This window comes from Paenibacillus illinoisensis NBRC 15959 (assembly GCF_004000925.1).
GTDB lineage: Bacteria > Bacillota > Bacilli > Paenibacillales > Paenibacillaceae > Paenibacillus > Paenibacillus illinoisensis.
On record NZ_BIME01000019.1, the window covers coordinates 19,439 to 43,053 of the forward strand.

The window sequence follows — 23,615 nt, forward strand, 5'->3', positions numbered from 1 at the left end:
CTACATATCGTCAAACAGCGTCCAATTGTGAACCTGCTTTGTCATTCTTTTTCGACAATTTCTGCAATTTCAGTAATAAATATTAAACCTTAAGTGACTTGCGAATGGACAGTGTACTTCCCAAAATACCTACCAGCACACCGAGTCCGATCAAAAGGGTTCCAAACAGCAACCAAATGTCGCTGAGCGGGATCAGGTTAAGCATCTGCATGAATACATCCTGACCAATGGTAGCCAGCAGTCGGCTGTAACCGAAGAACAAAACTGCTACCGTAATCATGGAACCGATGAATCCAATCAGCGCACCCTCAATAAAGAAAGGCCAGCGAATGAATGTATTCGTTGCACCGACGAGCTTCATGATGCCGATCTCCCGGCGACGGGCAAGAATCGTTACGCGAATCGTATTCGAGATCAGGAACATGGACATCAGAGCCAGTCCCCCAACAAAAATAAATCCGATATTCCGGACAAGTCTTGTGAATTTAAACAGTACATCCACCGTTTCCTTGCCGTAGTTCACTTTCATGATCGGCTTCTCCGGGTGCTTTTCGTTCAAGGCTTCAATTTTTTGCGCCACAAAAGTGACGGTTTCCGGTTCAATGACCTCCACTTCAATCGTCTCCGGCAGCGGATTATTATCCACGTCAAAACCGTCCAGTACGTTATTCGCACTGTCGCCAAGACGTTCACGGAACTCCTTGAGTCCCTCTTCCTTGGAAACAAAGCGAATTTCACTCACTTCCGGCATTGCACTGATCTCCTGCTGCAGCGTATTGCGCAGGCCCTCATCCACATTCAGCTCCAGAAACGTACTGATCTCTACCTGACTGTCCACCTGGTTAGCCATGGAGTTCACATTCAGTACCAGCAGCATGAATACGCCAAGGATCAGCAGCGACACGATGATCGACATGATGGATGCCACGGACATCCAGCCATTGCGGAATACGTTTTTGAATCCCTCCCGCATATGGCGCAAGAGAGTACTAAAATTCATAACCGTATTCCCCTCTCATCTGATCCCGTACAATCTGGCCGCGCTCAATCGCGATAACCCGTTTACGCATCGTGTTCACGATATCCTTGTTATGGGTTGCCATGACAATCGTCGTTCCTCTGAAATTGATCTCATCCAGCAGCTGCATAATGCCCCATGACGTTTCCGGATCAAGGTTACCCGTAGGCTCGTCCGCGATAATCACTGACGGATTGTTTACAATCGCCCGTGCGATGGCAATACGCTGCTGTTCCCCTCCTGACAATTGCGAAGGTTCACGATTCGCCTTGCTGCGCAGTCCCACCAGATCGAGCACTTCCATGACCCGTTTCTTGATGTGACGCTTCGGTGCCTCAATAACCTCCATGGCAAAAGCCACGTTCTCAAACGCTGTCATCTTGGGCAAGAGACGGAAGTCCTGAAACACTACACCGATGTTGCGGCGCACATAAGGAATCTTGCGTGGTTTCAACTTACCGATATTAAATCCATTGATGGATATTTGTCCTTTGGTCGGAATTTCTTCTCTGTACATCAGTTTCATAAATGTTGATTTACCTGCGCCGGACGGACCGACGATATACACAAATTCATTGCGGTCGATCTTCACCGACACCCCTTGTAATGCGTGGGTCCCATTGGCGTAGGTCTTCCACACGTCCTGCATTTCTATCACATCATCACTTCCTGCTCACATAGTTAGCCATTATCATTTCGACACAATCCCGGCAATTCCTTTAAAAAGACCTGAAATTCATCAGGAGCAATCCATTTTACCCTTATTTCGATCCTCTGGATGGAAACATATAAAATATATTGTAACAAATTTGTTACCTATTGAGTACCCGAAAGTTTTCCTGCATTGGATCATATATATAGAAAGTGTTACGAAATGCGGAACATCAGAAGTATAAAGGAGCGTACGGATATGAAAAAAATACATTTCGCCGTCATTGTCGTGTTTTCCATTCTCTTTATCGGCTCCGCTTCCTACGGATTGTTGTATATGTATGTGAACCAGCCCGCTTTGCCGAGTAAGGTGCAGGTCGGCGGCTGGCAGGTCGGCGGCGTGAATCGGAGTGAGGCGCTTCTGGGACTGGACGAACGTTTGAAAAAGCTGGGGGACTGGCCTGTTACGCTGGAGGTGGATGAGCCCTCCCTGACGCTGAACATGACTGTGATCGAAGCCGGTGCGGAATACAGTGCGGACGCCTTTCGGGCGGCGGTACATGAGCTGGAGGAAGGGAATGTGTGGGAACGTGCGTATGCCCGTTATCATTTTGCGGAGGAATGGCCTCTCGAACAACGGTACAATAACCACTCCCTTAGAACACGTTTGAGCCCTGACTGGGAAAAGGAAACCTTCGGCACCCCCGCAGACGCTGTCCGGCGGATCACCGCAAACGACAAGGTCCAGTACATCCCGGAGAAGGGCGTCCGGCGGATCGCCTGGGATGAACTAGAGGCCAGGCTGCTGGCGAAGCTTCCCCACGATTTCACCGTGCTGGACAATGGGAACACACCCGCCGCACTGTTAATTCAGCTGCCCCTATACACCGAGCAGCCTGAAGTCACGGTGGAGTCTTTACGCAAGGAAGGCATTGAGCGGAAGATCATCCAGTTCTCCACAGGGCTGGGAAGCAGCACGGAAGGACGCATACATAATGTCAGTGCAGCAGCACAATCCGTGAACGGCATGATTTTGGAGCCTGGCGGCATGTTCGACTATGAAAAGATCATTCGACATGCCGAGAAGGAATACGGCTTCCGCGAAGCCCCGGTTATTGTTAGGGGGCGTCTCACCCCCGGGATTGGCGGAGGCATATGTCAGGTGTCCAGTACCGTATACAATGCAGCCTTGTTAACTGGACTTGATATTGTCGAGCGGCGCAACCATTCGATACCCGTCAAATATTTGCCAAAAGGACTGGACGCCACTTTTGCTTCTGGCGCTATCAATTTCCGTTTCAAGAACAATACGGGCAAATCCCTGTTGATCCTTGCTGAAGTGAAGAATCACCAATTAACCGTCAAATTTTTTGGTACTTTTCCCGAGAATGTCAGCTACGCACTCGAATCCCACACCATCGAAACGCTAAGCGCCCCTGTAAAGTATGTATCCAGCAATGTGCTGCCGGATGGTGCCCAGCAGGTTTTGCAAAACGGGCAGCCTGGCTACATTGTGGAAACCGTACGTATCAAGAAGGTGGATGGCAAAGTGGTGGAGTCCAAAACCATTTCGCGAGATACCTACAAAGCTCAGGATCGCCTTATCGCACGTTCAGGTCATAGCAGCCTGCCAGATCCGCAGGAGCCTTCTGTTGTAGAGGACGGTGTGAGTGATACCAAACAGCCATAAGAGTTGGACAAAGTAAAAGACACACCTCTCTATTGCTCCGCGTGGAGATAGAATGGTGTGTCTTTGTTGTTCAATTCATATTAATGCCCTGCTGTGTACTCTCCCTGTTCCTCGCCGATCACCATCTTTTCTTTTCCCATAAAGAAAGCAGCAATCAGAGCCAGTGCCGCCGGAATGGCCGCCCAGGCAAACAACTGCACGATCGAGGAGGATAACGCATGAGTGATCGCCTCCAGCACCTGAGGTGGAATGGCCTGTCTAAGCTCCGGAGAGAGCAAGGCGTGCGGGTCGCTCAGATTCAAGCCCTCCGGCATGCTGCCTGCTGGCACTCCGGCTCCTGCACCGCCCGCTTCTGCAGCCGAACCGGCTAGGGCATCGTTCATTTTGCGCGTAAATACCTGGCTCTGAACAATCCCAAAGATTGTAATCCCCATCGTCATCCCGAGGGACCGCAAAAAGTTAAGCGTAGAACTAGCGGCACCACGTCTCTGTGGTTCGAAAGCATTCATGGCCGCATTGCTGAGCACGGAGAACGAAGCTCCCACACCCAGACCAACGAGCACCATAAATACGCGGATCGTCCAGAGCGACGAGCTTTCGTCCAGTGTCGTCAGTAACCCAAGGCCGAGCACCAGCAGCGCCAGTGTCGGGATCATAATGTTCCGATACTTGATCTTGGTCATCAGCACCCCGCCCATCGAAGCGGTGATGACTGACCCAAGCATCATAGGCAGCAGCACAAGACCCGAATTGGTCGCTTTACCCCCGAGCACACCCTGTATGAAGATGGGAATGTACACCGACGCCGTGATAAATGCCGCACCACTGAACATGGCAATGACATTACTGGACCAGTACACGCGGTTGCGGAACATGTTAAAGGATATAATCGGTTCCTTCGCTCTTGATTCGGCAAATACGAACAGCAGCGCCAGCACTGCAAATCCGGCGAACAAACCGAGAATTTGCCACGAGTTCCATGCATACGTTTTGCCACCAAGTTCGAGGCCGAAGATCAGACATACTACAGCACCAATCAGTGTCACTGCACCCAGCCAGTCAATCTGCTGGGATTGATGCTGGTGAGATTCCTTGTAGAAAAACGCAATAAACACAAACGCAATCAGTCCGAGCGGCAGGTTAATATAAAATACCCATTCCCACGTGGCGTACTGTGTGATGTACGCACCCAGCAGCGGTCCGAATACGCTGGATAATCCAAAGACAGCTCCAAACAATCCGCCAAGCTTGCCCCGCGCTTCCGGTGCAACCACGTCAAACATGATGGTAAACGCAATCGGCACCAAGGCACCTGCACCAATCCCCTGAATGGCTCTGTACATGGTCAGCTCCACAATGGATGTTGCTGTTCCACATAACGCCGAACCAAGCATAAACACGATAATTCCGAATACAAAAAACTTCTTCCGTCCATACATGTCGGACAATTTACCGAAGATCGGCATCCCTGCCATCTCGGCGACCATGTAAGCTGAAGTCACCCAAACGAATTTGTCGAGGCCACCCAGCTTCCCGACGATATCCCCCATCGCCGTTGCCACGATGGTGTTATCCATCGAAGCCATCAGTATGCTGAGCAGCAGCCCTGCCAGCACCAATCCAATACTGTTTTTACGTGCAACCATTGTACTCAATCTCTCCATTCACGCTCTATTCATATGACTGAAATAGTATATCCGAAAAGCCGCCCCCAATAATCAGTCCACGGACCGATTGCGCTGAACCAAAACTTCGGATTGTGAATGGATCTGCAGAGATGAACGGTATTCAACTGTACCAATTCGGCAGCCTGGCCCAATTTTTATTTTATCTCCCCGGACAACCTCGGCTACCGTGTTCTCTAACTCAATGTCATCTCCTTCAATCATGTTTACCGTGAGAATCGATTGATTATTCGCAAATAAACCTTCGAGCAGCTTTCCCCGGCCACTCTTGACAGAGATGATTGAACCGCCAATCTCCCTCGCTTCAGACGGACCCATGATTTTAAGTGTCATTTCTTCTGCGGTAAGCATACCTCCGACCGTAAAACGACCATTGAGTTTGAGATTCTCCGCCTGACAGTCACCCGGTAGATGAAACTCACCTACCACTTTCATTTTTTCAGCTTTTGCATGTAAGCCGGATACGTCACTCCCACTCTCATCTTCAGGGCCGACAGCTCGTTCTGTTAGGGTTAGAGTTCCCGTAATTTTAATATCGTCTGATTCAAGAGATCCGTAGATGACCGACGTGCCCGTACATTTGAATTGATCACAATATAAGTCATTGTTAAAGGAGGAATCTCCTACAACCTTGACCTTGCCGTACACACCGCCAGCGGAGCTTCCTTCACCGATAATGCTGATGTCATTTCTCTTGTCTGATGGACTAACGTTATGGTTATTCAAGTCGCATCCCATTCCTTTCTCTATAAATCCCACTTAAATGCGCTGGCTGCTGCCCACCTTGGCATCAGGATCAATCTCAAGCTCGCCTGAGTATTCAACAAGTTTGATGCTGCAGCCACGGCCGATATACACTTTGCTGCCACGAACAATATCAGCCTCCGTATCTTCCAATATGATCTCATCCCCTTCAATTAAGGATGTTTTGAAGGAGGGTGTACCGCCCAGACCGATACTTTTCCAAAAGCCACTTTGTTCCTTCCGACGAATATCAATACGTTCTCCGCCAATCTCTTTGGCTGAAGAAGATGTATGCAGCTTGATCTCAACGGATCCTGCATTCAGAAAGCCACTGATTTTGATATTGCCCTGTACGTTCAGGGACTCACATTGCACATCACCATCAATAGTGATCATGCCGCCAATATCGATGCGTTCTCCATCCACTCGTCCACGTACGGTACACTTGCCGTTTACTTCAAGCTCAGGACTAATGAGATTTCCATGAATGGTTGTCAGGCCATCCACACGAACACGGGAGCTGTTCAAGGGGCCATTCAGCGTGCACATGCCGTTGATGGTTGCACTTTCCGCACTTAAGGCTCCGTGCATCTTCAACGTCCCATTCACACTCAAGGAGGTACAATCCAGATTGCCGTTTACTTTGGCCATGCCATCAATGGAAACCCGGTGAAAGGCTCCACCTGCTGTTTGACTCAAGCCTGATACATTCAGATCATTTCTCAAATGACGTTCTTCCATGTCCATTCTCCCCTTTATCCCAATTTGAGTTTCAGCTCTTCCATAAACGTGCCCAGCGGAAGTCTCAGTACCACTTTGACGCTCTGATCAAAATAAAGCTCTGATCCTGAACCAGTAAGCATGAATGTCGGTACGCCCATCTTGCGAATTAGCAGCAGCTCACTTGCTCTGTTTGCAAAACGGTAATAATGCTCAGACATGACATCTATCAGCAATGAGCCCTCCTGACGGGTAATATCCCCGCTAAGCAGCAGCTTCTCGAGGACATAGAGCATCATAATCTGCTCCAGAGCATACATGGGTTGTTCCCGTCCTGCCTCTTTTACCAATTCAAGCGAAGGTAATGAAACAATGTTTCGATCCATTAATTGCTCTGCAGACATTTCAACCTCACCCAGTGTGGGCGAAAACACATCTGCCAGCTCATCCAGTGATAATCCATCCTTCATATTGAGAATCTTATCGATACGTGTCAGAATCTGCTGTTTAGGAAAAAAAGTTTCCTGACCCGTGTATGAAGACTTCCGAATAAACCATTCTTCCGGAATCAGGTTTTTCCGCTTCCAGCGGTATAACTGACCATAGGAAATCCCCGTAAGGTCCAGCAAGTCTTTTTTGGAGATCAATTCATCCGTCATATATGGTCCCCCTTTGTGTTGATGTCAGTGTAACATAACATTGTTACGTTGTGAAGCATAGAAATCATTTTGCTCAACATGAACCTCAATTAACCGCTACCTACCTAACTTTTTATTGGACGCTACCTGAGCCCAGTTAATACATCACTTTCTTTAGCTATGAATGTTGTTGTTGCAATGGACGGGGTTTGGGTATAACCTGTGTGATAGAATCGAAGGAGCCATTAACTGTGACCGCATTCAACTCAGGCAGGACATTCAGTTAATGAATTCATGAAAGGGGTTACTTTGTAGAGATGGCACTCATTAAATGTGATTTTTACTCCGACACGCTAGGACTCAGCACGAGCATGCATGTTATTCTGCCACAGCAGACCCATAATCAGATTGGAATGGATAACGTTTCGGGCAAAGGACTTCATCCTACGCTGTATTTGCTGCATGGCCTATCGGATGATGATTCCATCTGGCTGCGCCGGACATCCATTGAACGTTATGTGGCAAACCTCGGAATCGCTGTTGTCATGCCGCAAGTGCATCGCAGCTTCTATACGGATATGGCCGAAGGTGGACGTTACTGGACGTTCATCAGCGAAGAGCTGCCTGCCCTGGCACGCTCCTTCTTCCCGCTGTCTTCCAAACGGGAAGACAACTACGTTGCCGGCTTGTCCATGGGTGGTTACGGGGCATTCAAACTGGCCCTGCGCAAACCGGAGCAATATGCCGCCGCAGCAAGCTTATCAGGGGCTCTGGATATGGCTGCACATATGGATAACAAAATTCTCTCCGCATTGCAGCAGACCGAAATGGAGCGCATCTTCGGACCAGAGATCAAGGGCTCGGAGAATGATCTGCTTCATTTGCTAAAAGAAAGTCAGGCAAGCCAGGGGCCACGTCCACTTCTATATCAATGCTGCGGAACGGAAGATTTCCTGTATGAGGAGAACCAATCTTTCCGTGAGGCTTGTGCACAGACCGATTTTCAGTTGACCTATGAAGAAGGACCTGGCGGACATGACTGGGCATACTGGGATGAGAAGATTCAGAATGTGCTTCGATGGCTGCCACTGCCTGAACGGAACTAAAGGGGAGCGCGCCTCGTAGCAATGAAAGAAAGTAAGAGGATTTACTGCTTACATGTAATCATATTCTCTTTTATTTCCACTAAACAAAAATGTTTGTTCTAGATTTAATAATCTTAATTTGCGTACCCGCTTTTCTTACTAAAGAAAGCGGGTATTTGGCTTGAAATATACAAGACACTAGAACTACACGTCACTAACCCATCCTTCTAACGTCTCATATATTTGGTTTAATTGAGTAATTAGTATCAATTGATTCTCGTTGTTAAATGTACCGAAAGTACCATAACATAAAAATGTGATTATGACGAAGATATAAGATGAGCCATATTAACTAATAAAATTAAACCGAATAAAGTTACTGCATACTCTATATTTAAGTTATTTAGCATCTCTTTCTTTTCTATAGATGAGAGAAGCACATACATATAATACATAAAAATCGGGGGAAGTCTACATGGAGTTTAAGGATTACGATGACTTAGTAGGGAAACATTTGAAACAAAATATTACCGATGTTAGAGGTGTTCTTCTCATAGCAAAGGGTACCCTTCTGCTTCCTGAACATATAGACAAACTAAAAAAATTCAACATTCATATTCTGGATGTAGAGTCGGCATTGGAAGTTAACGAAGTGGATGAAGAAACGAATGATCAGATACATATGCACAACCAAGACAATATCAATCAGCCACGTATTCATTTCCCTTCTATCCCAACCAAAGAGCTTATTCAGCAAACGGAGTCCTATCTTAAAGGGATGAAAGACAGCCTTGAACTAACCGGAACAGTGGATATTGAAGAAGTTGAAGATAAACTAACTTCGGTTATCATGGACACATCGAATTCAGCGAGTTTGTTTCGACTCCTTTCAGAGCTAAAGGGAACACGGGATTTTCGCTACACCCACAACATGGGGGTTGCATTCATTGCAACCAAGCTGGGAAAACAACTTCGCTTGGATGAACAGGAATTAAAAACATTGACTACTGCAGCAACTCTATATGATATCGGTTCAACCAAACTTCCTTCGGATTTAGTGAACAAAACGTCCAGATTCAACGCAAACGAGTATGAAATCATGAAACAGCATACGATCTGGGGACATGATATGTTGAAGAACTCTATGGCAAGTCCTCGCGTAGCACTGGTTGCACTTGAGCATCACGAGAGAGAAGATGGCAGTGGTTATCCACATCGTTTAAAAGGAGATCAGATCGACCCTCTGAGCAAAATAGTCGCTATTGCTGATATTTATATGGCCATGATATCCCCTCGTCCATACAGAGAAGCCCACCCCTTCTTCAATGTAGTCCATATGATTCACGAAGAAATTATGGATAATCGTCTGGAATCCCAGATCGGGCTAACCTTTTTGGAATCATTAATGGCATCCCAACTTGGTTGTGAAGTTTTGTTATCTGATGGGAGACAAGGTAAAATCGTTCTCGTCGATAGAAATTACCCAACTCGCCCTTTAATCGCACTAGATAATCAGGATTTCCTTGATCTGACTAAAACAACGACCATAACTGTAAAGGAAATCATCGGGTGATGAAAATGGTGACATTAGGAGATCGATTATCGTTAGATGACAGAACCCTATCCAGGGATATTTCATGTCTGTTGGAAGTTGCTGATGCTGAATTATTTCCTGAAAACACAATAAAAAAGTTAATCAACATTCTGCGAAGGAACGGTTATGATTGCATTGAAGACATTGTTAACGCAAGTGAGAAGGAGATACGGCTTCTGAAGTACATTGGACTTCAAACGTTTAACACGCTGAAAACCTTGTTAATGGAGCTATCTGAGTCTGAAAGATCCAAGAATTCGGAAAGGAATATAACACACAGCTCCAAAGTCACTAAAGGACTTAGCACAAATTCTAAATATTCATTATCCTGGAATGACAGATCCTAGCCCACTCTTCCCTTCCTAACCATACATAGATGAATGCACCTTTCTGCTGGAACTTCAGTTTAAACACGGGTGTATAATCTCCTGAAATGAAAAAAAAAGCCCCTCAGGTCTTGCAGTAAGAGTTCATGTAACAGAATCTCTTACCCACTCCAGCCTGAGGGGTTTTAAGAAGGCGTTCCTTCCTTATAAACAATGCATAGCAGCCGTGGCGTTAGCCGCGGCTTGTGATCCATTGCGCCGTAATTTCCAGCACCTTTTCACTGCGTCCGATGGCTTCAGCCACTTGTCCAGAAGCTGTGCCACCATAGACGTTACGTGCGTTAACCACCGCTTCCGGTTGGAGCACATCGTAGATGCGGTCGTCGAACAGCGGGGAGAACTGACGGAACTCATCAATGCTCAGATCCAGCAAATACTTGCCGTTCTGGATGCAGTACAGCACCGTTTTACCGATGACTTCATGCGCCTGACGGAAAGGCAAGCCTTCGCCCACGAGGAAGTCTGCAATATCCGTTGCGTTGGAGAAGTCCTGGTTCACCGCTTGGCGCATCCGGTCCTTGTTCACTTTCATCGTTGCAATCATCGGTGCGAACAATTGCAGCGCGCCTTCCAGTGTAGCGACCGTATCGAACATGCCTTCCTTGTCTTCCTGCATGTCTTTGTTGTAGGCCAGAGGAAGAGATTTCAAGACGGTCAGCAATCCGATCAGGTTGCCGTATACACGTCCGGTTTTACCACGAACAAGCTCCGGTACATCCGGATTCTTTTTCTGCGGCATAATGCTGCTGCCTGTGCAGAATGCATCGTCCAGTTCAACAAAACCAAATTCGGTACTGCTCCACAGCACCAGTTCTTCACTCAGACGGGACAGGTGAGTCATGATCAGGGAAGCAGCTGCCAGGAACTCCACGATAAAGTCACGATCACTAACCGCGTCCAGACTGTTCTCGTACACACCGTCGAAGCCGAGCTGCTCAGCCACGAAGTGGCGGTCAATCGGGAATGTTGTTCCTGCAAGTGCACCTGCACCCAGCGGCAGAACGTTAATCCGTTTGTAGCTGTCCATCAGACGCTCTGCATCCCGTTGGAACATGGAGACATACGCCATCAGGTGATGTGCGAACAGAATGGGTTGTGCACGTTGAAGATGGGTATAGCCCGGTACGATTGTATCCAAGTTGTCCTTGGCCTGTCCGATCAACGCCTCCTGCAGCGCATGCAGCATACCGACAAAACCAACTACACGCTCACGCAGGTACAAGTGCATGTCTGTTGCCACCTGGTCATTCCGACTGCGACCTGTGTGCAATTTGCCACCGACAGGGCCAATGGTTTCGATCAGGTTTTTCTCAATATTCATGTGGATGTCTTCATCTGAAACAGAGAATTCCACTTCGCCTGCACGAATTTTGTGCAGTACTGTAATCAGACCTTCCTTGATCGTTTCCACATCTTCCGCAGGCAAAATGCCGCATTTGCCCAGCATGGTTACATGGGCGAGACTTCCTTGGATATCTTCCTCAGCCAAAGCTTTGTCAAAGTTGATTGATGCCGTGTATTCCTCAACCAGATGATTGGTTTGTTTGGTAAAACGTCCTCCCCACAGCTTGCTCACGGTGAGTTCTCCCCTTTCGTTCATGGACAAAGCCGCCCCTGCCCGATGTGCAAGAACGGCCTGCCCTGTAAAGTGATATTGGTCATGATATGACGCTATTTAAAAGAATTATTTCTTGTTTTGTTCAACGCCGGAATTAACTTTCAGACGCAGGGCGTTCAGGCGGATAAAGCCGGTTGCATCCCCTTGATCATATGCTTGTGTTGGATCAGCTTCCATCGTAGCGATGTCCGGGTTGTACAGGCTGACAGGGCTTTTCACGCCTGCGCCAATGATGTTGCCTTTGTACAGTTTTACACGCACGGTGCCTGTTACGTTCTTCTGGCTTTCGCTTACCAGAGCTTGCAGTGCCAGACGTTCCGGTGCGAACCAGAAGCCATTGTACACGAGTGTGCTGTAACGGGTGATCAGACTATCACGTAGGTTCATGACTTCACGGTCCATCGTGATGGATTCCATTTTACGATGTGCTGTAAACAGGATCGTTCCACCTGGTGTCTCATACACGCCGCGGCTCTTCATGCCGACAAAACGGTTCTCAACCATATCGACACGGCCAATTCCGTGTTTGCCACCCAGCTCGTTCAATTGCTCCATCACTTGCAGCGGGCTCAGACGTTCACCATTCAGTGCTACGCAGTTGCCTTGTTCGAATTCCAGTTCAACGTATTCCGCTTGATCTGGTGCATCTTCCGGTGCGTTGCTGAGCAGGAACATGTCTTTGTTCTCGTCCGTGCTTGGGTCAAACCAAGGATCTTCAAGCACACCGCTCTCATAGCTGATATGCAGCAGGTTACGGTCTGTGGAGTAAGGCTTAGCAGCAGATGCCGTTACCGGAATACCGTGTTTCTCTGCATAAGCAATCATCTCGGCACGTCCCGGGAACTGGTTGCGGAATTCTTCCAAACGCCATGGCGCAATGACTTGAACGTCTGGTGTCAGCGCAGCCGCGTTCAACTCGAAACGAACTTGGTCATTTCCTTTGCCCGTAGCGCCGTGAGCGATCGCAGTAGCACCTTCTGCACGAGCGATGTCAACCATACGTTTAGCAATCAGCGGACGAGCGATACTTGTGCCGAGCAGGTATTGTCCTTCATACAAAGCACCCGCTTGGAACATCGGGTAGATGAAATCTTTCGCGAACTCGTCGCGCAGATCGTCGATATATACTTTGGAAGCGCCGGTAGCGAGTGCTTTTTCTTCCAGGCCGTCCAGCTCATCCTTTTGTCCGATATCTGCAGTAAATGCGATAATCTCTGCATCATAGGTTTCTTTCAACCATTTCAAAATTACAGATGTGTCCAACCCGCCGGAGTAGGCGAGTACGATTTTTTCCTTAGCCATGTTCGTTGGTCCTCCCCAAATTCAATTACTATAAACTTTTATCTATCATCGCTAACCCTGCGCCTAAAATCAACTCATTTAGGCAAACAGCGGCTATTCGCTCATTAACGCGGCCATCAAGGCCTTTTGTGCATGCAGCCGGTTCTCTGCCTGATCAAAGATCAGGGAGTTAGGCCCATCAATTACACCCGCGCTTACTTCTTCTCCGCGGTGTGCCGGCAAACAATGCAGGAACATGTAATCTGGCTTCGCGCCTTTCATCAGTTCCTCATCAACCTGGTACGCAGCAAAAGCCTGCTCACGAACCTTTTGCTCCTCTTCAAAGCCCATGCTTGCCCAGACATCGGTATAAACGATATCCGCATCCTTCACAGCTTCCTGAGCACTGTACGTCACAGTCACTTCAGAACCACTTTCCTTCGCAATGCTGCGCGCTTGCTCTACCACTGCGCTATCCGGCTCATACCCTTTTGGCGTCGCTACAGCAACATGCATTCCCATCTTCGCTGCACCCAGCATGAGAGAGTGAGCCATGTTGTTACCATCACCGACATAAGCCATTTTCAGGCCAGCCAGTTTGCCTTTGTGCTCCAATACCGTTTGGAAGTCCGCCAGTACTTGGCACGGATGAGCGGCATCGCTCAGGCCGTTAATGACCGGGATATCGGCATGCTCCGCCAATTCAGTTACATTATGGTGTCCAAAGGTACGAATCATGATGCCATCCAGGTAGCGGGACAATACTTTAGCCGTATCATGGGTTGTCTCTCCGCGACCGAGCTGGATATCGTTTTTGCTCAAGAAGAGCGCGTGTCCACCCAGCTGGAACATGCCTACTTCGAAGGATACACGCGTACGTGTGGATGATTTTTCAAAAATAAGTCCAATCGTTTTACCTTTCAGCGGCTGATAGGCTACACCGTTTTTTTGCTTGCCTTTGATCTCAATGGCCAAGTCCAGCAAGTAGCGGATCTCTTCGGCTGTGTAATCCGTAAACTCAATAAAGTCACGGCCTCTAAGATCAATCTTCTGGATTTTCTCCGTTTGTTGTGCTGTCATGTGAATGTTGTCCTCCTTATATCCGGTTCCCTGCACCCGCTCGGGCAGAAGAGAGCAGCCGTGGCAGCGCACGTTCAGGTAGCCTATGGCTTACTTTATCTTCCGCAGGTTCTCCGCGCGGCTACAGGGATTCATCATCTAGTTCTGCGCCAGGGCCATGAAAGGCCCCGGTACAGCAAGCTTTCATTTTGTCAAAATGGATTAGGCCTTCTTCGTTGCTGCGTGCTCTTCAATCAACGTTGCTACCAGGGATACCGCTTCATCAATCTCTTCCTTGCTGACATATAGATTCGGAAGCAGACGAATGACATTCGGCCCTGCGTTGACGAACAGGATGCCGCGTTTCTGTCCGGCCAAAACAATATCGCCTACCGGTTCTGCACATTCGATTCCGACCAGAAGCCCCAATCCGCGAACTTCCTTCACAAATGAATTGCCTGCCAAACGGTTCCGCAGGGAGCTCATCAGATAGTCACCCATCTCAGCAGCGCGCTCAGGCAAGCGATCTTCCAGCATCGTTTCAATCGTGGCAATCACCACGGACGAAGCTAGTGGCGTACCCCCGAATGTCGTCGCATGGCTGCCTGGCGTAAATGCATCCCGCAGGAAACCTTTACCCAGCATCGCGCCCACTGGGAAACCGCTGCCGATCCCTTTGGCTACCGTAAACACATCTGGCTCAATGCCATAGTGTTCATGTGCAAACAGCTTGCCTGTACGTCCCATTCCGGTCTGTACTTCGTCTACGATTAACAAGAGGCCATGCTCGTCACACAATTTCCGTACATGCTTGACGAATTCCGGTTCAACCGGATATACACCGCCCTCGGCTTGAACCATTTCCAGCATAATCGCTGCTGTTTTAGGGCCAATCGCCGCTTCCAGTGCTGCAATATCATGCAAAGGGACAGTAACGAATCCGGCTGGCAATGGCAAAAATCCTTCTTTCACCTTATCCTGCCCTGTTGCAGTCAGTGTTGCGAGTGTCCGTCCGTGGAAGGACTGGGCAAACGTAATCACTTCATAACGGTCGTTCCCTTTCACCTTCTGGTGATAACGACGTGCGACCTTGATCGCTGCCTCATTGGCTTCCGCGCCACTGTTGCAGAAGAACACCGCATCGGCACATGTATTGGCTGTCAGCAACGCGGCTGCTTTCTCCTGGCCCGGAATTTGGAACAGGTTGGAGACATGCCACAGCTCATCGATCTGAGCTTTCAGCTTGGCTCCCACTTTCTCCGGTGCATGGCCAAGGCTCGTTACAGCGAGTCCGCACATGAAGTCGAGATAACGGTTGCCCTGATCATCCCATAACCAGCTGCCTTTACCCTTGACCAGACTGATTGGATAACGCGCATACGTTTGGAAAAGAGAGCTTTCCGTCTGTGCCGCTGCACCTGTTGCTGCTGCTCCCGCTACTGCTGTGCCAGAACCTGGCTGTTCATTGCCTTTTGCCATCACCTTTCACACTCCTATTCCTTTTTGTAAGTATACCGGTACTCCATATAAGACAAACCAACCTACACAGAGCCACTCCGATTGCAGCACCATCTTCCGATCGCTGTTATCTCAGGATCTTTTTGATCTAATTTTTTTAGTGGTTAACATCCGGGGATAAACGCGAACGCGCTGCTTCTCCAGATTGGTTCTGCACTCTACGTTCTTGTGTAACGTTGCTATTCAACTTATATAAATCCGTACAGAATATTAATCTATCTGTTTTGAAATTCCCCTTATTGCATGCGGATAATTCGGGTTCCGATCGTTTCGCCCTTCAGCACGCGGCTCAGGATCTGTGGCTCGCTTCCGTCCACGATGATCACTTCACGTACTTTGCCATGAATGCAAGCAATCGCTGCGCGCACCTTAGGGATCATGCCGCCGTAGATTTCTCCGGTTTGAATCATGTCTTCGATTTCTTGTACAGAGACCGATGGCAGTACTTTTTTCTCCCCGTTGATGGTCTTCATAATACCAGGTACATCCGTCACAACGATCATCCGGCTTACACCGAGGTGGGAAGCTACCGCACCTGCTGCTGTGTCCGCATTGATATTATACCGTTGTCCGGTTGCATCCACGCCCACTGGCGCAATCACAGGCATGTATCCCATGTTCACAATGCCTTGAATGATTTCTGCTTGAACGCCAGTTACGTCTCCAACCCAGCCGATCTCTGCATGATTTGCCACAGGTTTAGCTTGGATTAAACCACCGTCTACGCCGGACAAGCCCAGCGCATGTCCTCCGACGCGCTCTATCAGGCGCACGATCTGTTTGTTAATGCTCCCGGCCAGCACCATCTCCACGACATCCAGCACGGGTTCCGTTGTTTTGCGGAGTCCATTCACGAACTCGGTTTCAATGCCCAGCTTCGCCAGATTCTCCGATATTGCCGGGCCTCCACCATGCACGATGACGGGCTGGGTTCCCTGGGACTGCAAGTCACGCAAATCCGCAAAAAAGGATTCTGGCAAAGCTGCGAGCGTGCTGCCTCCGCATTTCATGACAAACGTCTGCTTTTCCGTACCCTTTTCCACTCCGGCACTCTCATTTTGCAATGTTGAATTCATGAGGAGCACTCCTTTCGTGTTTTTGTTCTATATAAAAACAAACCTTTACATTTGCCACTCCGATTGCAGCACCATCTTCCGATCGCTGTTATCCCCAGATTTTTTGATCCCTTTTCTAAGGGTAAAATCTGGGGATAAAGGCGAGCGCTTCGCTTCTTCAGATTGGTCCCGCTCTCTCCGTTATCGTGTAAATGTAGTTATATTTCGTATAAGATGAAAGGCGTATTAAGTGCGGTATGCCGCGTTGATTCGTACATAGTCATAGGTCAGGTCGCAGCCCCATGCTGTAGCCGTTCCTTCGCCGTGGTGCAGATCCACCACAATGCGAACCGTATCAGTTTGCAAGTAGGCTAGTGCTGCCTCTTCGTCAAACACAACTGGGCGGGACTGCTCAAGTACCGAGATATCTCCCAAACGGATATCTACGGTGTCCGGGTTCACCGGCTGTCCTGCACGCCCTACGGCTGCAATAATCCGTCCCCAGTTCGCATCCGCACCGAACATCGCTGACTTCACTAGGCTGGAGCCGATAACCGTTTTGGCAATGGCCTGTGCCGATTCATCACTCACTCCACCCGTAACCTGCACCTCGACCAGCTTCGTTGCCCCTTCACCATCACGTGCAATCGCTTTGGCCAGCACTTCACACACATAAGTGAATCCTGCAGCAAAAGCTTCCCAGTCCGGATGGTCCGTGGTCAATTCTTCGTTCCCCGCCATCCCACTGGACATTGCAACCAGCATGTCGTTCGTGCTCGTATCTCCATCTACGGTGATCATGTTAAACGTATGGTTTGTCGCCTGACGCAGCAAACTGTGCAGTGCTTCTGCTCCAATAACCGCATCACTCGTCATAAATGCGAGCATCGTCGCCATGTTGGGATGAATCATGCCTGATCCCTTGGCTGCACCTGCAATCGTAACATTCTTGCCGTTTACAACGACAGATACGCAGGCTTCCTTTTTCACCAAATCGGTCGTCAGGATCGCTTGAGAAAATTGTTCCGCTTCATGTGCATTCTGCCCCAAACTTGCCGGCAATGCGCTGATGCCCGAATGTACTGCGTCCATTTTCAACAACTCACCGATCACACCAGTCGATGCCACTGCAACATCCTCTTCAGCTACGCCAAGTTCACGTGCTGCTGCCGAACGCATCGCATACGCATCCTTTTCTCCCTGCTGCCCAGTACATGCATTGGCATTACCACTGTTAACAACCACGGCCTGAAGGCGTCCATTGCTCAAGCTCTCGCGGGTTACCTTCAGCGGCGCAGCCTGGAATACGTTCGTCGTATACACGGCCGCTGCCGTGGCTGGCACTTCACAACGGATCGCTCCGATATCGTTGCGTGATGTTTTTTTCAATCCGCAATGAAGTCCGCCAGCAGCGAACCCGCGCGGGGTTACAATCGTTCCGTTTTCCACTACGGTGTAAGCCTGTTGCTTCACATTTGTTCCCATATGTTATCCCTCGTGTGCGTTCGGCCGCATGCCGATTAACCGCTTGCTAATCCCGATTCCGATGGTCTCCTGAATGGTTCCGGAAGTGCAGCAGTCTGCTCTCCCGATCCCCTTCCTTACGGATATACCGGCGTCATGTTCAGCCCGAGGTTTTCCTCCCATCCCATCATCAGGTTCATATTTTGAATTGCTTGCCCGGAAGCACCTTTCACCAGGTTGTCGATGACCGATATGATTGTTAAACGTCCGGTTCTTGGATCAACTGCAAATCCGATATCACAGTAGTTCGATCCTTGCACTTCTTTGGTCGAAGGCCAGATTCCGGGTTCACGTACCCTCACAAAAGGTCGATTCTCATAATACTTACGGTATAGGTCCACCAAGTCCCGATCACTGTGATCCCCCACCAGGCTTGCGTACATCGTACTCATGATCCCACGTGTCATTGGCACCAGCTGCGTCGTAAACGTCACCGTTACCGGACTTCCGGTAATGTTACCGAGCACTTGCTCAATCTCAGGTATATGTTGATGCTTGTTGAGTTTATAGGCTTTAAAATTCTCGTTCATCTCTGCATAATGGTTCGTCAGACTCGTTCCCCGTCCAGCACCGGATACGCCGGATTTGGCATCAATGATAATCGTGGATGGATCGATCCATCCTGCTTCCACTGCAGGAACAAGTCCAAGAAGGGTAGCTGTAGGATAACAGCCCGGGTTGGAAATAAAGTTTTTGCCTTTTACTTCGTCCCCGTACACTTCGGCCATCCCGTATACAGCCTGTTCCAGCAGATCACTCGGCGGAGCCGGGTGTTTATACCACTGTTCATACACGGTTCCATCCTTCAATCTGAAGTCCCCAGACAGATCGATCACCTTCAGCCCTGCTTCGAGCAGGCTTGGAACGAGCTTTGCGCTTACTCCGGATGGGGTAGCTGTGAATACCAGATCTGCACGTTCTGCAATCTCAGCTGGAACTACGCCATCCAGTGGCCTGCGAATCACATCCGTCAAATGCGGAAATCCGTCTGCAATAGACTCGCCGCTGCTGGATGAAGAGATCACCGAAGTGATTTCAACCTGTGGATGGTTCTGAAAAAAACGAATCAGCTCCACCCCGCCGTAGCCGGTGGAACCGACAATTGCCACTCTCAATTTGTTACTCACTCTCGCTCCCCCAATCCTGTTGTATGCGATACTTATACGATGCTCACGCCCTCAAACGGCCCTCACACGGTAATTCCGTCGCTTCTATGCATATTTGTGTATTATTATACGACTCTAGTTATATAAATACAACACTCTACCATCAATTTCACATGGATTCTTATCAAATCCGAACATATCTTTCCAATATCTGCGGACGAACCCGAATACTTCTGCTAAAATACGTTTTATAGGAAACATTACATACCAAGGTCTTATTCATAACAAATTCTACACGAGGAAGGGTTTATGAATGGATTCACGTTGGTCATTACGAGACATGGGGGACTACAGTGCATATCGAATCCATTTTACTTATGGTACTCCTGGGCCTGAATATTATCTTCGCTGCAGCAGTCGTGTTCTTCGAACGCAAGGATGCCAGTGCATCCTGGGCTTGGCTGCTCGTCCTGAACTTTATTCCTGTGCTTGGGTTTGTACTTTATCTACTAACAGGTCAGAATCTGACCCGCTACCGGCTGTTCCAATGGAAAGAGAGAAAGAAGCTTGGTCTGGAGGAACGCATCGCCGCACAACTCGAACAGCTGCATGACAATCGGACGCCATTCAACAACAGAGCCACCGAAAGCAGCCAGGACATGATCTATATGAATCTGAAACAGAACGGCGCTCTCCTTACGGAAGACAATGCTGTAGAGATCATCACGGATGGAACGGACAAATTCCAGCGTTTACTCGATGATATTGAAGCAGCGCAGGATCATGTTCACGTGCAATATTACATTTACCGGGGCGACCGGCTGGGTAAACGCATTCGGGATGCCCTGATCCGCAAAGCGCGGGAAGGCATCAAGGTTCGTCTGCTGTATGACGCGCTTGGATCGCGGCGGGTGTCAAATCGCTTTTTCAAAGAATTGCGCGAAGCAGGCGGTTTGGTGGAAGTCTTTTTCCCATCGAAATTCAGTCTGATCAACCTGCGCATGAACTACCGCAACCACCGTAAAATCGTCATCATTGACGGTAACCTCGGCTATACTGGCGGATTTAATGTGGGTGATGAGTATCTTGGATTGAATTCCAAGTTTGGTTATTGGCGTGACACCCATCTGCGGATTCAGGGAAATGCCGTTCATGCGCTTCAGACGCGCTTCCTTCTCGATTGGAACGAGGCATCCAAGCAGCATGACACCCCCTATGTTCCTGAACATTTCCCGCATATTGAGGGTACAGGAACGACGGCGATGCAGATTGTGTCCAGCGGACCGGATGCAGAGACGGAGCACATCAAGAATAGTTATCTGAAGATGATTAATGGAGCCAAGCATTCGATCATGATTCAGACGCCTTACTTTATCCCGGATGCCAGTGTATTCGAAGCTATACGTCTTGCGTGCCTGTCAGGTATTGATGTGCGCATTATGATTCCCAATAAACCGGATCACGCCTTCGTATATTGGGCAACGCTGTCTTACATTGGTGAGCTGTTAAAAGTCGGAGCAAAAGTATTTATATACGATAATGGCTTTATCCATGCCAAAACGCTCATTATTGACAGCATGGTCGCATCGGTGGGTACGGCCAATATTGATTATCGCAGTTTCAGGTTGAACTTTGAGGTGAATGCCTTTATGTATGATGAGGTCATCGCCACTGCACTGGTCGACACCTTCGAACATGACCTTAAGGTATCCCGCGAAATGACGCAGGAGGAGTACAACAAGCGCAGCCTGAAGATTCGTTTTAAAGAAGCGATCTCCCGCTTACTGTCTCCAATTTTGTAACAGGGTAATTCAAAACGTAAAAAGCAGGGACATCCTCCGCCATATTGGCTGGAATGGACATCCCTGCTTTTTATTTTATATTTTGCTCTTTAATAAGCGCTGAAATTATGCCTCGTCTCGCTTAAAGCCTTCGCCGAGTACTTCGTGCGCATTACTGATAATAACAAAAGCCTGCGGGTCCACGGACCGGATCAGTGCTTTGAGTCTCGGCACCTCATTTTGCCCAACCACGACCATCAATACGGTACGCTGGTCGTCCGTGTAGCCACCCTTTGCCTCCAGCTTCGTTAATCCACGATCCAGATCGGCAAGGATGACTTTGGTGATTGGTTCCGTTGTGTTGGAGATAATGTATGCAACCTTCGAGTAGCCAAGTCCCATCTCCACGGCATCAATGACTTTTCCGGTAACGTATAGCCCAATCAGTGCATAAAGTGACTGTTCCAACGACAATACAAACGCAGCCATAATAATAACGGTAGCATCCATGATCACAACGCAAAGAGAGTAACTAAGTCCACTGTATTTCTGTACGATTCTGGCGAGGATACTCATCCCACCTGTTGAACCTCTTCCCCGATATACAATACCGATGCCGAGCCCCACACCAATACCTCCATACAGAGATCCGAGCAAAGGATTCGTCGTGGGAATGGCCCAGTCTTTCGTCAGATAAACAAACAGTGGCAGCACAATACTGCCGAGTACCGAACGGATCCCGTACTGTTTACCAATAAGCAGAAAACCTGCGATGAGAAGTGGAATATTGATGGCCCACTGCGTGTATGCGGGTTCGAGCCCCAGCCATTCCTTTCCGAGAATAGACAGCCCGGATACTCCACCTGAAGCGATCTGATTAGGTAATAAAAATAAGTTAAAGGCTACCGCAATGAGAAACGAACCAATAATAATGGATGCCGTATCCACTACGTTTCTCCAGGGTCCATTCAGAGGGATAAGGGTGGCTAACCTCTTTTTGCGGTTTGGAACGAAATGCTGATGCTCTTGCATGGTTGTCGTGTTCTCCTTTTATATGACTGATAAGTTGCTGTGTTCTCTTCCCTATTTGGGCTCAAAAAAAAGCCCCTGTATACACCAGCATACGCCTACACGTATCCGGTCCATACAGGAACTTTGATTACTCGGTTTCTACTTTAATCTGGCTGCGCAAATAACCGTCGATGAATGCATCGAGGTCGCCGTCCATGACTGCACCTGTATTCCCTGTCTCTACGCTCGTACGGTGATCCTTTACCATACTATAGGGATGGAATACATAGGAGCGAATCTGGCTTCCCCATGAAATATCCGACTGATCTCCTCGGATTTCATCCAGCTGTTGTTTTTGTTCTTCAATTTTACGCTCATACAATTTGGAACGAAGCATCGTCATCGCGCGCTCACGGTTCTTGATCTGTGAACGTTCGTTCTGACACGTTACTACGACTCCGGTAGGAATGTGTGTGATCCGTACGGCAGAGTCGGTGGTATTGATGTGCTGTCCACCCGCACCACTCGCACGGTACGTATCAATCTTCAGATCCTCTGTCCGGATGTCTACTTCCACCGTATCGTCGATCTCTGGAACAACGTCACAGGATACGAAGGATGTGTGTCTGCGGCCCGAAGAGTCAAAAGGAGAGATCCGCACCAATCGATGGACACCCTTCTCTGCTTTCAGATAACCATAAGCATTGTGTCCCTTGATGGACAACGTAACACTTTTAATCCCTGCTTCATCACCTGGCAGATAATCGAGCACCTCTACCTTGAAGCCGCGTTTCTCGGCCCAGCGAGTGTACATCCGGAGCAGCATTTGGCCCCAGTCCTGCGACTCCGTACCGCCTGCACCCGGATGAAGCTCGAGAATGGCATTCATTTTATCGTAAGGTTGATTCAGCAGAAGCTGAAGTTCAAACTCTTCCAGCTTGCCTACGATGGCTGTAACGCTGCTGGCAACCTCGGCAGCCAGGTCTTCGTCGCCTTCTTCATCCGCCAGCTCAACCATCATTAGGGCATCGTCATAGTCCTGTTGGAGTTTGGCATATTGATCAACCGATCCCTTCACCGCGTTCATCTCGGCAATAACCGATTGTGCCTTCTCATTATCATCCCAGAAATCGGGAGCAGACATCTTCTCTTCAAAGTTTTCAATCATTTCCTGTTTGAGATCTAAGTCAAAGAGACCCCCTAAGGTTTGTTAGTTTCTTGCCTATTTCACGCAGGTCCTGCTTCACGCTTGGATCAATCATGTGCAATTCCTCTTTTCATTAAGATAAGCTCCCCGCAAACCGGGCACTTCTCCAGATCGGGTGTCAGATGCTTCACCTCGGTGTCCAGATTACCATTATAGCAGCAATCCTCTTCACCTGGATCATGACTGCATAGTTATAACTATGCACTAATCACCGGTTATGCATCCTTCATTTGATCATTTGAAA

The 23,615-nt window shown here is 48.7% G+C and carries 19 protein-coding genes; 4 read left to right on the top strand and 15 right to left on the bottom strand.

Features of this window, described 5'->3' with window-relative positions:
* Positions 1-82: 82 nt before the first annotated feature.
* Entirely contained in the window at positions 83-1,000 is a 918-nt protein-coding gene (gene ftsX / locus PIL01S_RS28000) for a permease-like cell division protein FtsX (protein WP_127540987.1), read from the bottom strand.
* Positions 990-1,676 (bottom strand): cell division ATP-binding protein FtsE, encoded by a 687-nt coding sequence (gene ftsE, locus PIL01S_RS28005; RefSeq protein WP_095291427.1) that lies wholly within the window; start codon positions 1,674-1,676, stop codon positions 990-992. The genes ftsX and ftsE overlap by 11 nt, the downstream gene beginning before the upstream one ends.
* Before the next feature lie 252 nt (positions 1,677-1,928).
* On the opposite strand from ftsE, the gene PIL01S_RS28010 reads away from it, so the two are divergent.
* Complete coding sequence (locus PIL01S_RS28010; RefSeq protein ID WP_127540989.1) at positions 1,929-3,359, top strand: VanW family protein; 1,431 nt, start codon at positions 1,929-1,931, stop codon at positions 3,357-3,359.
* Between the two features lie 80 nt (positions 3,360-3,439).
* On the opposite strand, the gene PIL01S_RS28015 is transcribed toward PIL01S_RS28010, so the two are convergent.
* The 4 genes from PIL01S_RS28015 to PIL01S_RS28030 all read right to left on the bottom strand — a co-directional run bounded on the left by PIL01S_RS28015 (position 3,440) and on the right by PIL01S_RS28030 (position 7,167).
* Positions 3,440-5,005: an MDR family MFS transporter gene (locus tag PIL01S_RS28015; protein WP_127540991.1), complete on the bottom strand. Its 1,566-nt coding sequence runs from the start codon at positions 5,003-5,005 to the stop codon at positions 3,440-3,442.
* 72 nt (positions 5,006-5,077) lie between these two features.
* Positions 5,078-5,770, bottom strand: a complete 693-nt coding sequence (locus PIL01S_RS28020) for a hypothetical protein (protein WP_127540993.1) — start codon at positions 5,768-5,770, stop codon at positions 5,078-5,080.
* Positions 5,771-5,803: 33 nt separating this feature from the next.
* Positions 5,804-6,529 carry a polymer-forming cytoskeletal protein gene (locus PIL01S_RS28025; protein WP_164764366.1) on the bottom strand — a complete coding sequence of 242 codons (726 nt, stop codon included), beginning with the start codon at positions 6,527-6,529 and terminating at the stop codon, positions 5,804-5,806.
* A 14-nt stretch (positions 6,530-6,543) separates the two neighbouring features.
* Positions 6,544-7,167, bottom strand: coding sequence for a YhbD family protein (locus PIL01S_RS28030; protein ID WP_127540997.1), 624 nt, complete (start codon positions 7,165-7,167; stop codon positions 6,544-6,546).
* A 296-nt stretch (positions 7,168-7,463) separates the two neighbouring features.
* Here PIL01S_RS28030 and PIL01S_RS28035 point away from each other — a divergent pair, with 296 nt between their 5' ends.
* Positions 7,464-8,252 carry an alpha/beta hydrolase gene (locus PIL01S_RS28035; RefSeq protein WP_127540999.1) on the top strand — a complete coding sequence of 263 codons (789 nt, stop codon included), beginning with the start codon at positions 7,464-7,466 and terminating at the stop codon, positions 8,250-8,252.
* 454 nt (positions 8,253-8,706) lie between these two features.
* On the top strand, positions 8,707-9,804 hold the full coding sequence (locus tag PIL01S_RS28040; RefSeq protein WP_127541001.1) for an HD-GYP domain-containing protein: 1,098 nt from the start codon (positions 8,707-8,709) through the stop codon (positions 9,802-9,804).
* Positions 9,805-10,383: 579 nt separating this feature from the next.
* Here the strand turns inward: PIL01S_RS28040 and argH are convergent.
* From argH to argC, 7 genes are all read right to left on the bottom strand, one after another.
* Positions 10,384-11,787 (bottom strand): argininosuccinate lyase, encoded by a 1,404-nt coding sequence (argH, locus tag PIL01S_RS28045; RefSeq protein ID WP_127541049.1) that lies wholly within the window; start codon positions 11,785-11,787, stop codon positions 10,384-10,386.
* A 108-nt stretch (positions 11,788-11,895) separates the two neighbouring features.
* Positions 11,896-13,131 (bottom strand): argininosuccinate synthase, encoded by a 1,236-nt coding sequence (locus PIL01S_RS28050; RefSeq protein ID WP_095291411.1) that lies wholly within the window; start codon positions 13,129-13,131, stop codon positions 11,896-11,898.
* 93 nt (positions 13,132-13,224) lie between these two features.
* Positions 13,225-14,190, bottom strand: a complete 966-nt coding sequence (argF, locus tag PIL01S_RS28055; protein ID WP_095359908.1) for an ornithine carbamoyltransferase — start codon at positions 14,188-14,190, stop codon at positions 13,225-13,227.
* Positions 14,191-14,391: 201 nt separating this feature from the next.
* Positions 14,392-15,648 carry an aspartate aminotransferase family protein gene (locus PIL01S_RS28060; RefSeq protein ID WP_127541003.1) on the bottom strand — a complete coding sequence of 419 codons (1,257 nt, stop codon included), beginning with the start codon at positions 15,646-15,648 and terminating at the stop codon, positions 14,392-14,394.
* A gap of 275 nt (positions 15,649-15,923) precedes the next feature.
* Complete coding sequence (gene argB, locus PIL01S_RS28065; RefSeq protein WP_127541005.1) at positions 15,924-16,763, bottom strand: acetylglutamate kinase; 840 nt, start codon at positions 16,761-16,763, stop codon at positions 15,924-15,926.
* 225 nt (positions 16,764-16,988) lie between these two features.
* Positions 16,989-18,227: a bifunctional glutamate N-acetyltransferase/amino-acid acetyltransferase ArgJ gene (gene argJ, locus PIL01S_RS28070; protein WP_127541008.1), complete on the bottom strand. Its 1,239-nt coding sequence runs from the start codon at positions 18,225-18,227 to the stop codon at positions 16,989-16,991.
* Between the two features lie 116 nt (positions 18,228-18,343).
* Positions 18,344-19,393, bottom strand: a complete 1,050-nt coding sequence (argC, locus tag PIL01S_RS28075; protein ID WP_127541010.1) for an N-acetyl-gamma-glutamyl-phosphate reductase — start codon at positions 19,391-19,393, stop codon at positions 18,344-18,346.
* Between the two features lie 332 nt (positions 19,394-19,725).
* Here argC and cls point away from each other — a divergent pair, with 332 nt between their 5' ends.
* Positions 19,726-21,174, top strand: a complete 1,449-nt coding sequence (cls, locus tag PIL01S_RS28080) for a cardiolipin synthase (protein ID WP_127541012.1) — start codon at positions 19,726-19,728, stop codon at positions 21,172-21,174.
* Positions 21,175-21,279: 105 nt separating this feature from the next.
* Here cls and PIL01S_RS28085 read toward each other — a convergent pair whose 3' ends face one another.
* Both PIL01S_RS28085 and prfB read right to left on the bottom strand, forming a co-directional pair.
* Entirely contained in the window at positions 21,280-22,185 is a 906-nt protein-coding gene (locus PIL01S_RS28085; protein WP_127541014.1) for a YitT family protein, read from the bottom strand.
* 127 nt (positions 22,186-22,312) lie between these two features.
* Positions 22,313-23,426, bottom strand: a protein-coding gene (gene prfB / locus PIL01S_RS28090) for a peptide chain release factor 2 (RefSeq protein ID WP_127541016.1) whose coding sequence is annotated in 2 segments (ribosomal slippage) — positions 22,313-23,353 and positions 23,355-23,426 — 1,113 coding nt in all. Because the reading frame shifts where the segments join, the coding sequence is not laid out codon by codon here.
* Between the last annotated feature and the right edge of the window lie 189 nt (positions 23,427-23,615).

Bases quoted from the DNA above. Each gene is read 5' to 3' on its own strand.
- PIL01S_RS28060 (WP_127541003.1), bottom strand. From the start codon at position 15,648: ATGGCAAAAGGCAATGAACAGCCAGGTTCTGGCACAGCAGTAGCGGGA.
- PIL01S_RS28030 (WP_127540997.1), bottom strand. From the start codon at position 7,167: ATGACGGATGAATTGATCTCCAAAAAAGACTTGCTGGACCTTACGGGG.
- PIL01S_RS28040 (WP_127541001.1), top strand. From the start codon at position 8,707: ATGGAGTTTAAGGATTACGATGACTTAGTAGGGAAACATTTGAAACAA.
- PIL01S_RS28025 (WP_164764366.1), bottom strand. From the start codon at position 6,529: ATGGAAGAACGTCATTTGAGAAATGATCTGAATGTATCAGGCTTGAGT.
- argB (WP_127541005.1), bottom strand. From the start codon at position 16,763: ATGAATTCAACATTGCAAAATGAGAGTGCCGGAGTGGAAAAGGGTACG.
- argF (WP_095359908.1), bottom strand. From the start codon at position 14,190: ATGACAGCACAACAAACGGAGAAAATCCAGAAGATTGATCTTAGAGGC.
- ftsX (WP_127540987.1), bottom strand. From the start codon at position 1,000: ATGAATTTTAGTACTCTCTTGCGCCATATGCGGGAGGGATTCAAAAAC.
- PIL01S_RS28015 (WP_127540991.1), bottom strand. From the start codon at position 5,005: ATGGTTGCACGTAAAAACAGTATTGGATTGGTGCTGGCAGGGCTGCTG.
- PIL01S_RS28010 (WP_127540989.1), top strand. From the start codon at position 1,929: ATGAAAAAAATACATTTCGCCGTCATTGTCGTGTTTTCCATTCTCTTT.
- PIL01S_RS28050 (WP_095291411.1), bottom strand. From the start codon at position 13,131: ATGGCTAAGGAAAAAATCGTACTCGCCTACTCCGGCGGGTTGGACACA.
- argJ (WP_127541008.1), bottom strand. From the start codon at position 18,227: ATGGGAACAAATGTGAAGCAACAGGCTTACACCGTAGTGGAAAACGGA.
- PIL01S_RS28035 (WP_127540999.1), top strand. From the start codon at position 7,464: ATGGCACTCATTAAATGTGATTTTTACTCCGACACGCTAGGACTCAGC.
- PIL01S_RS28085 (WP_127541014.1), bottom strand. From the start codon at position 22,185: ATGCAAGAGCATCAGCATTTCGTTCCAAACCGCAAAAAGAGGTTAGCC.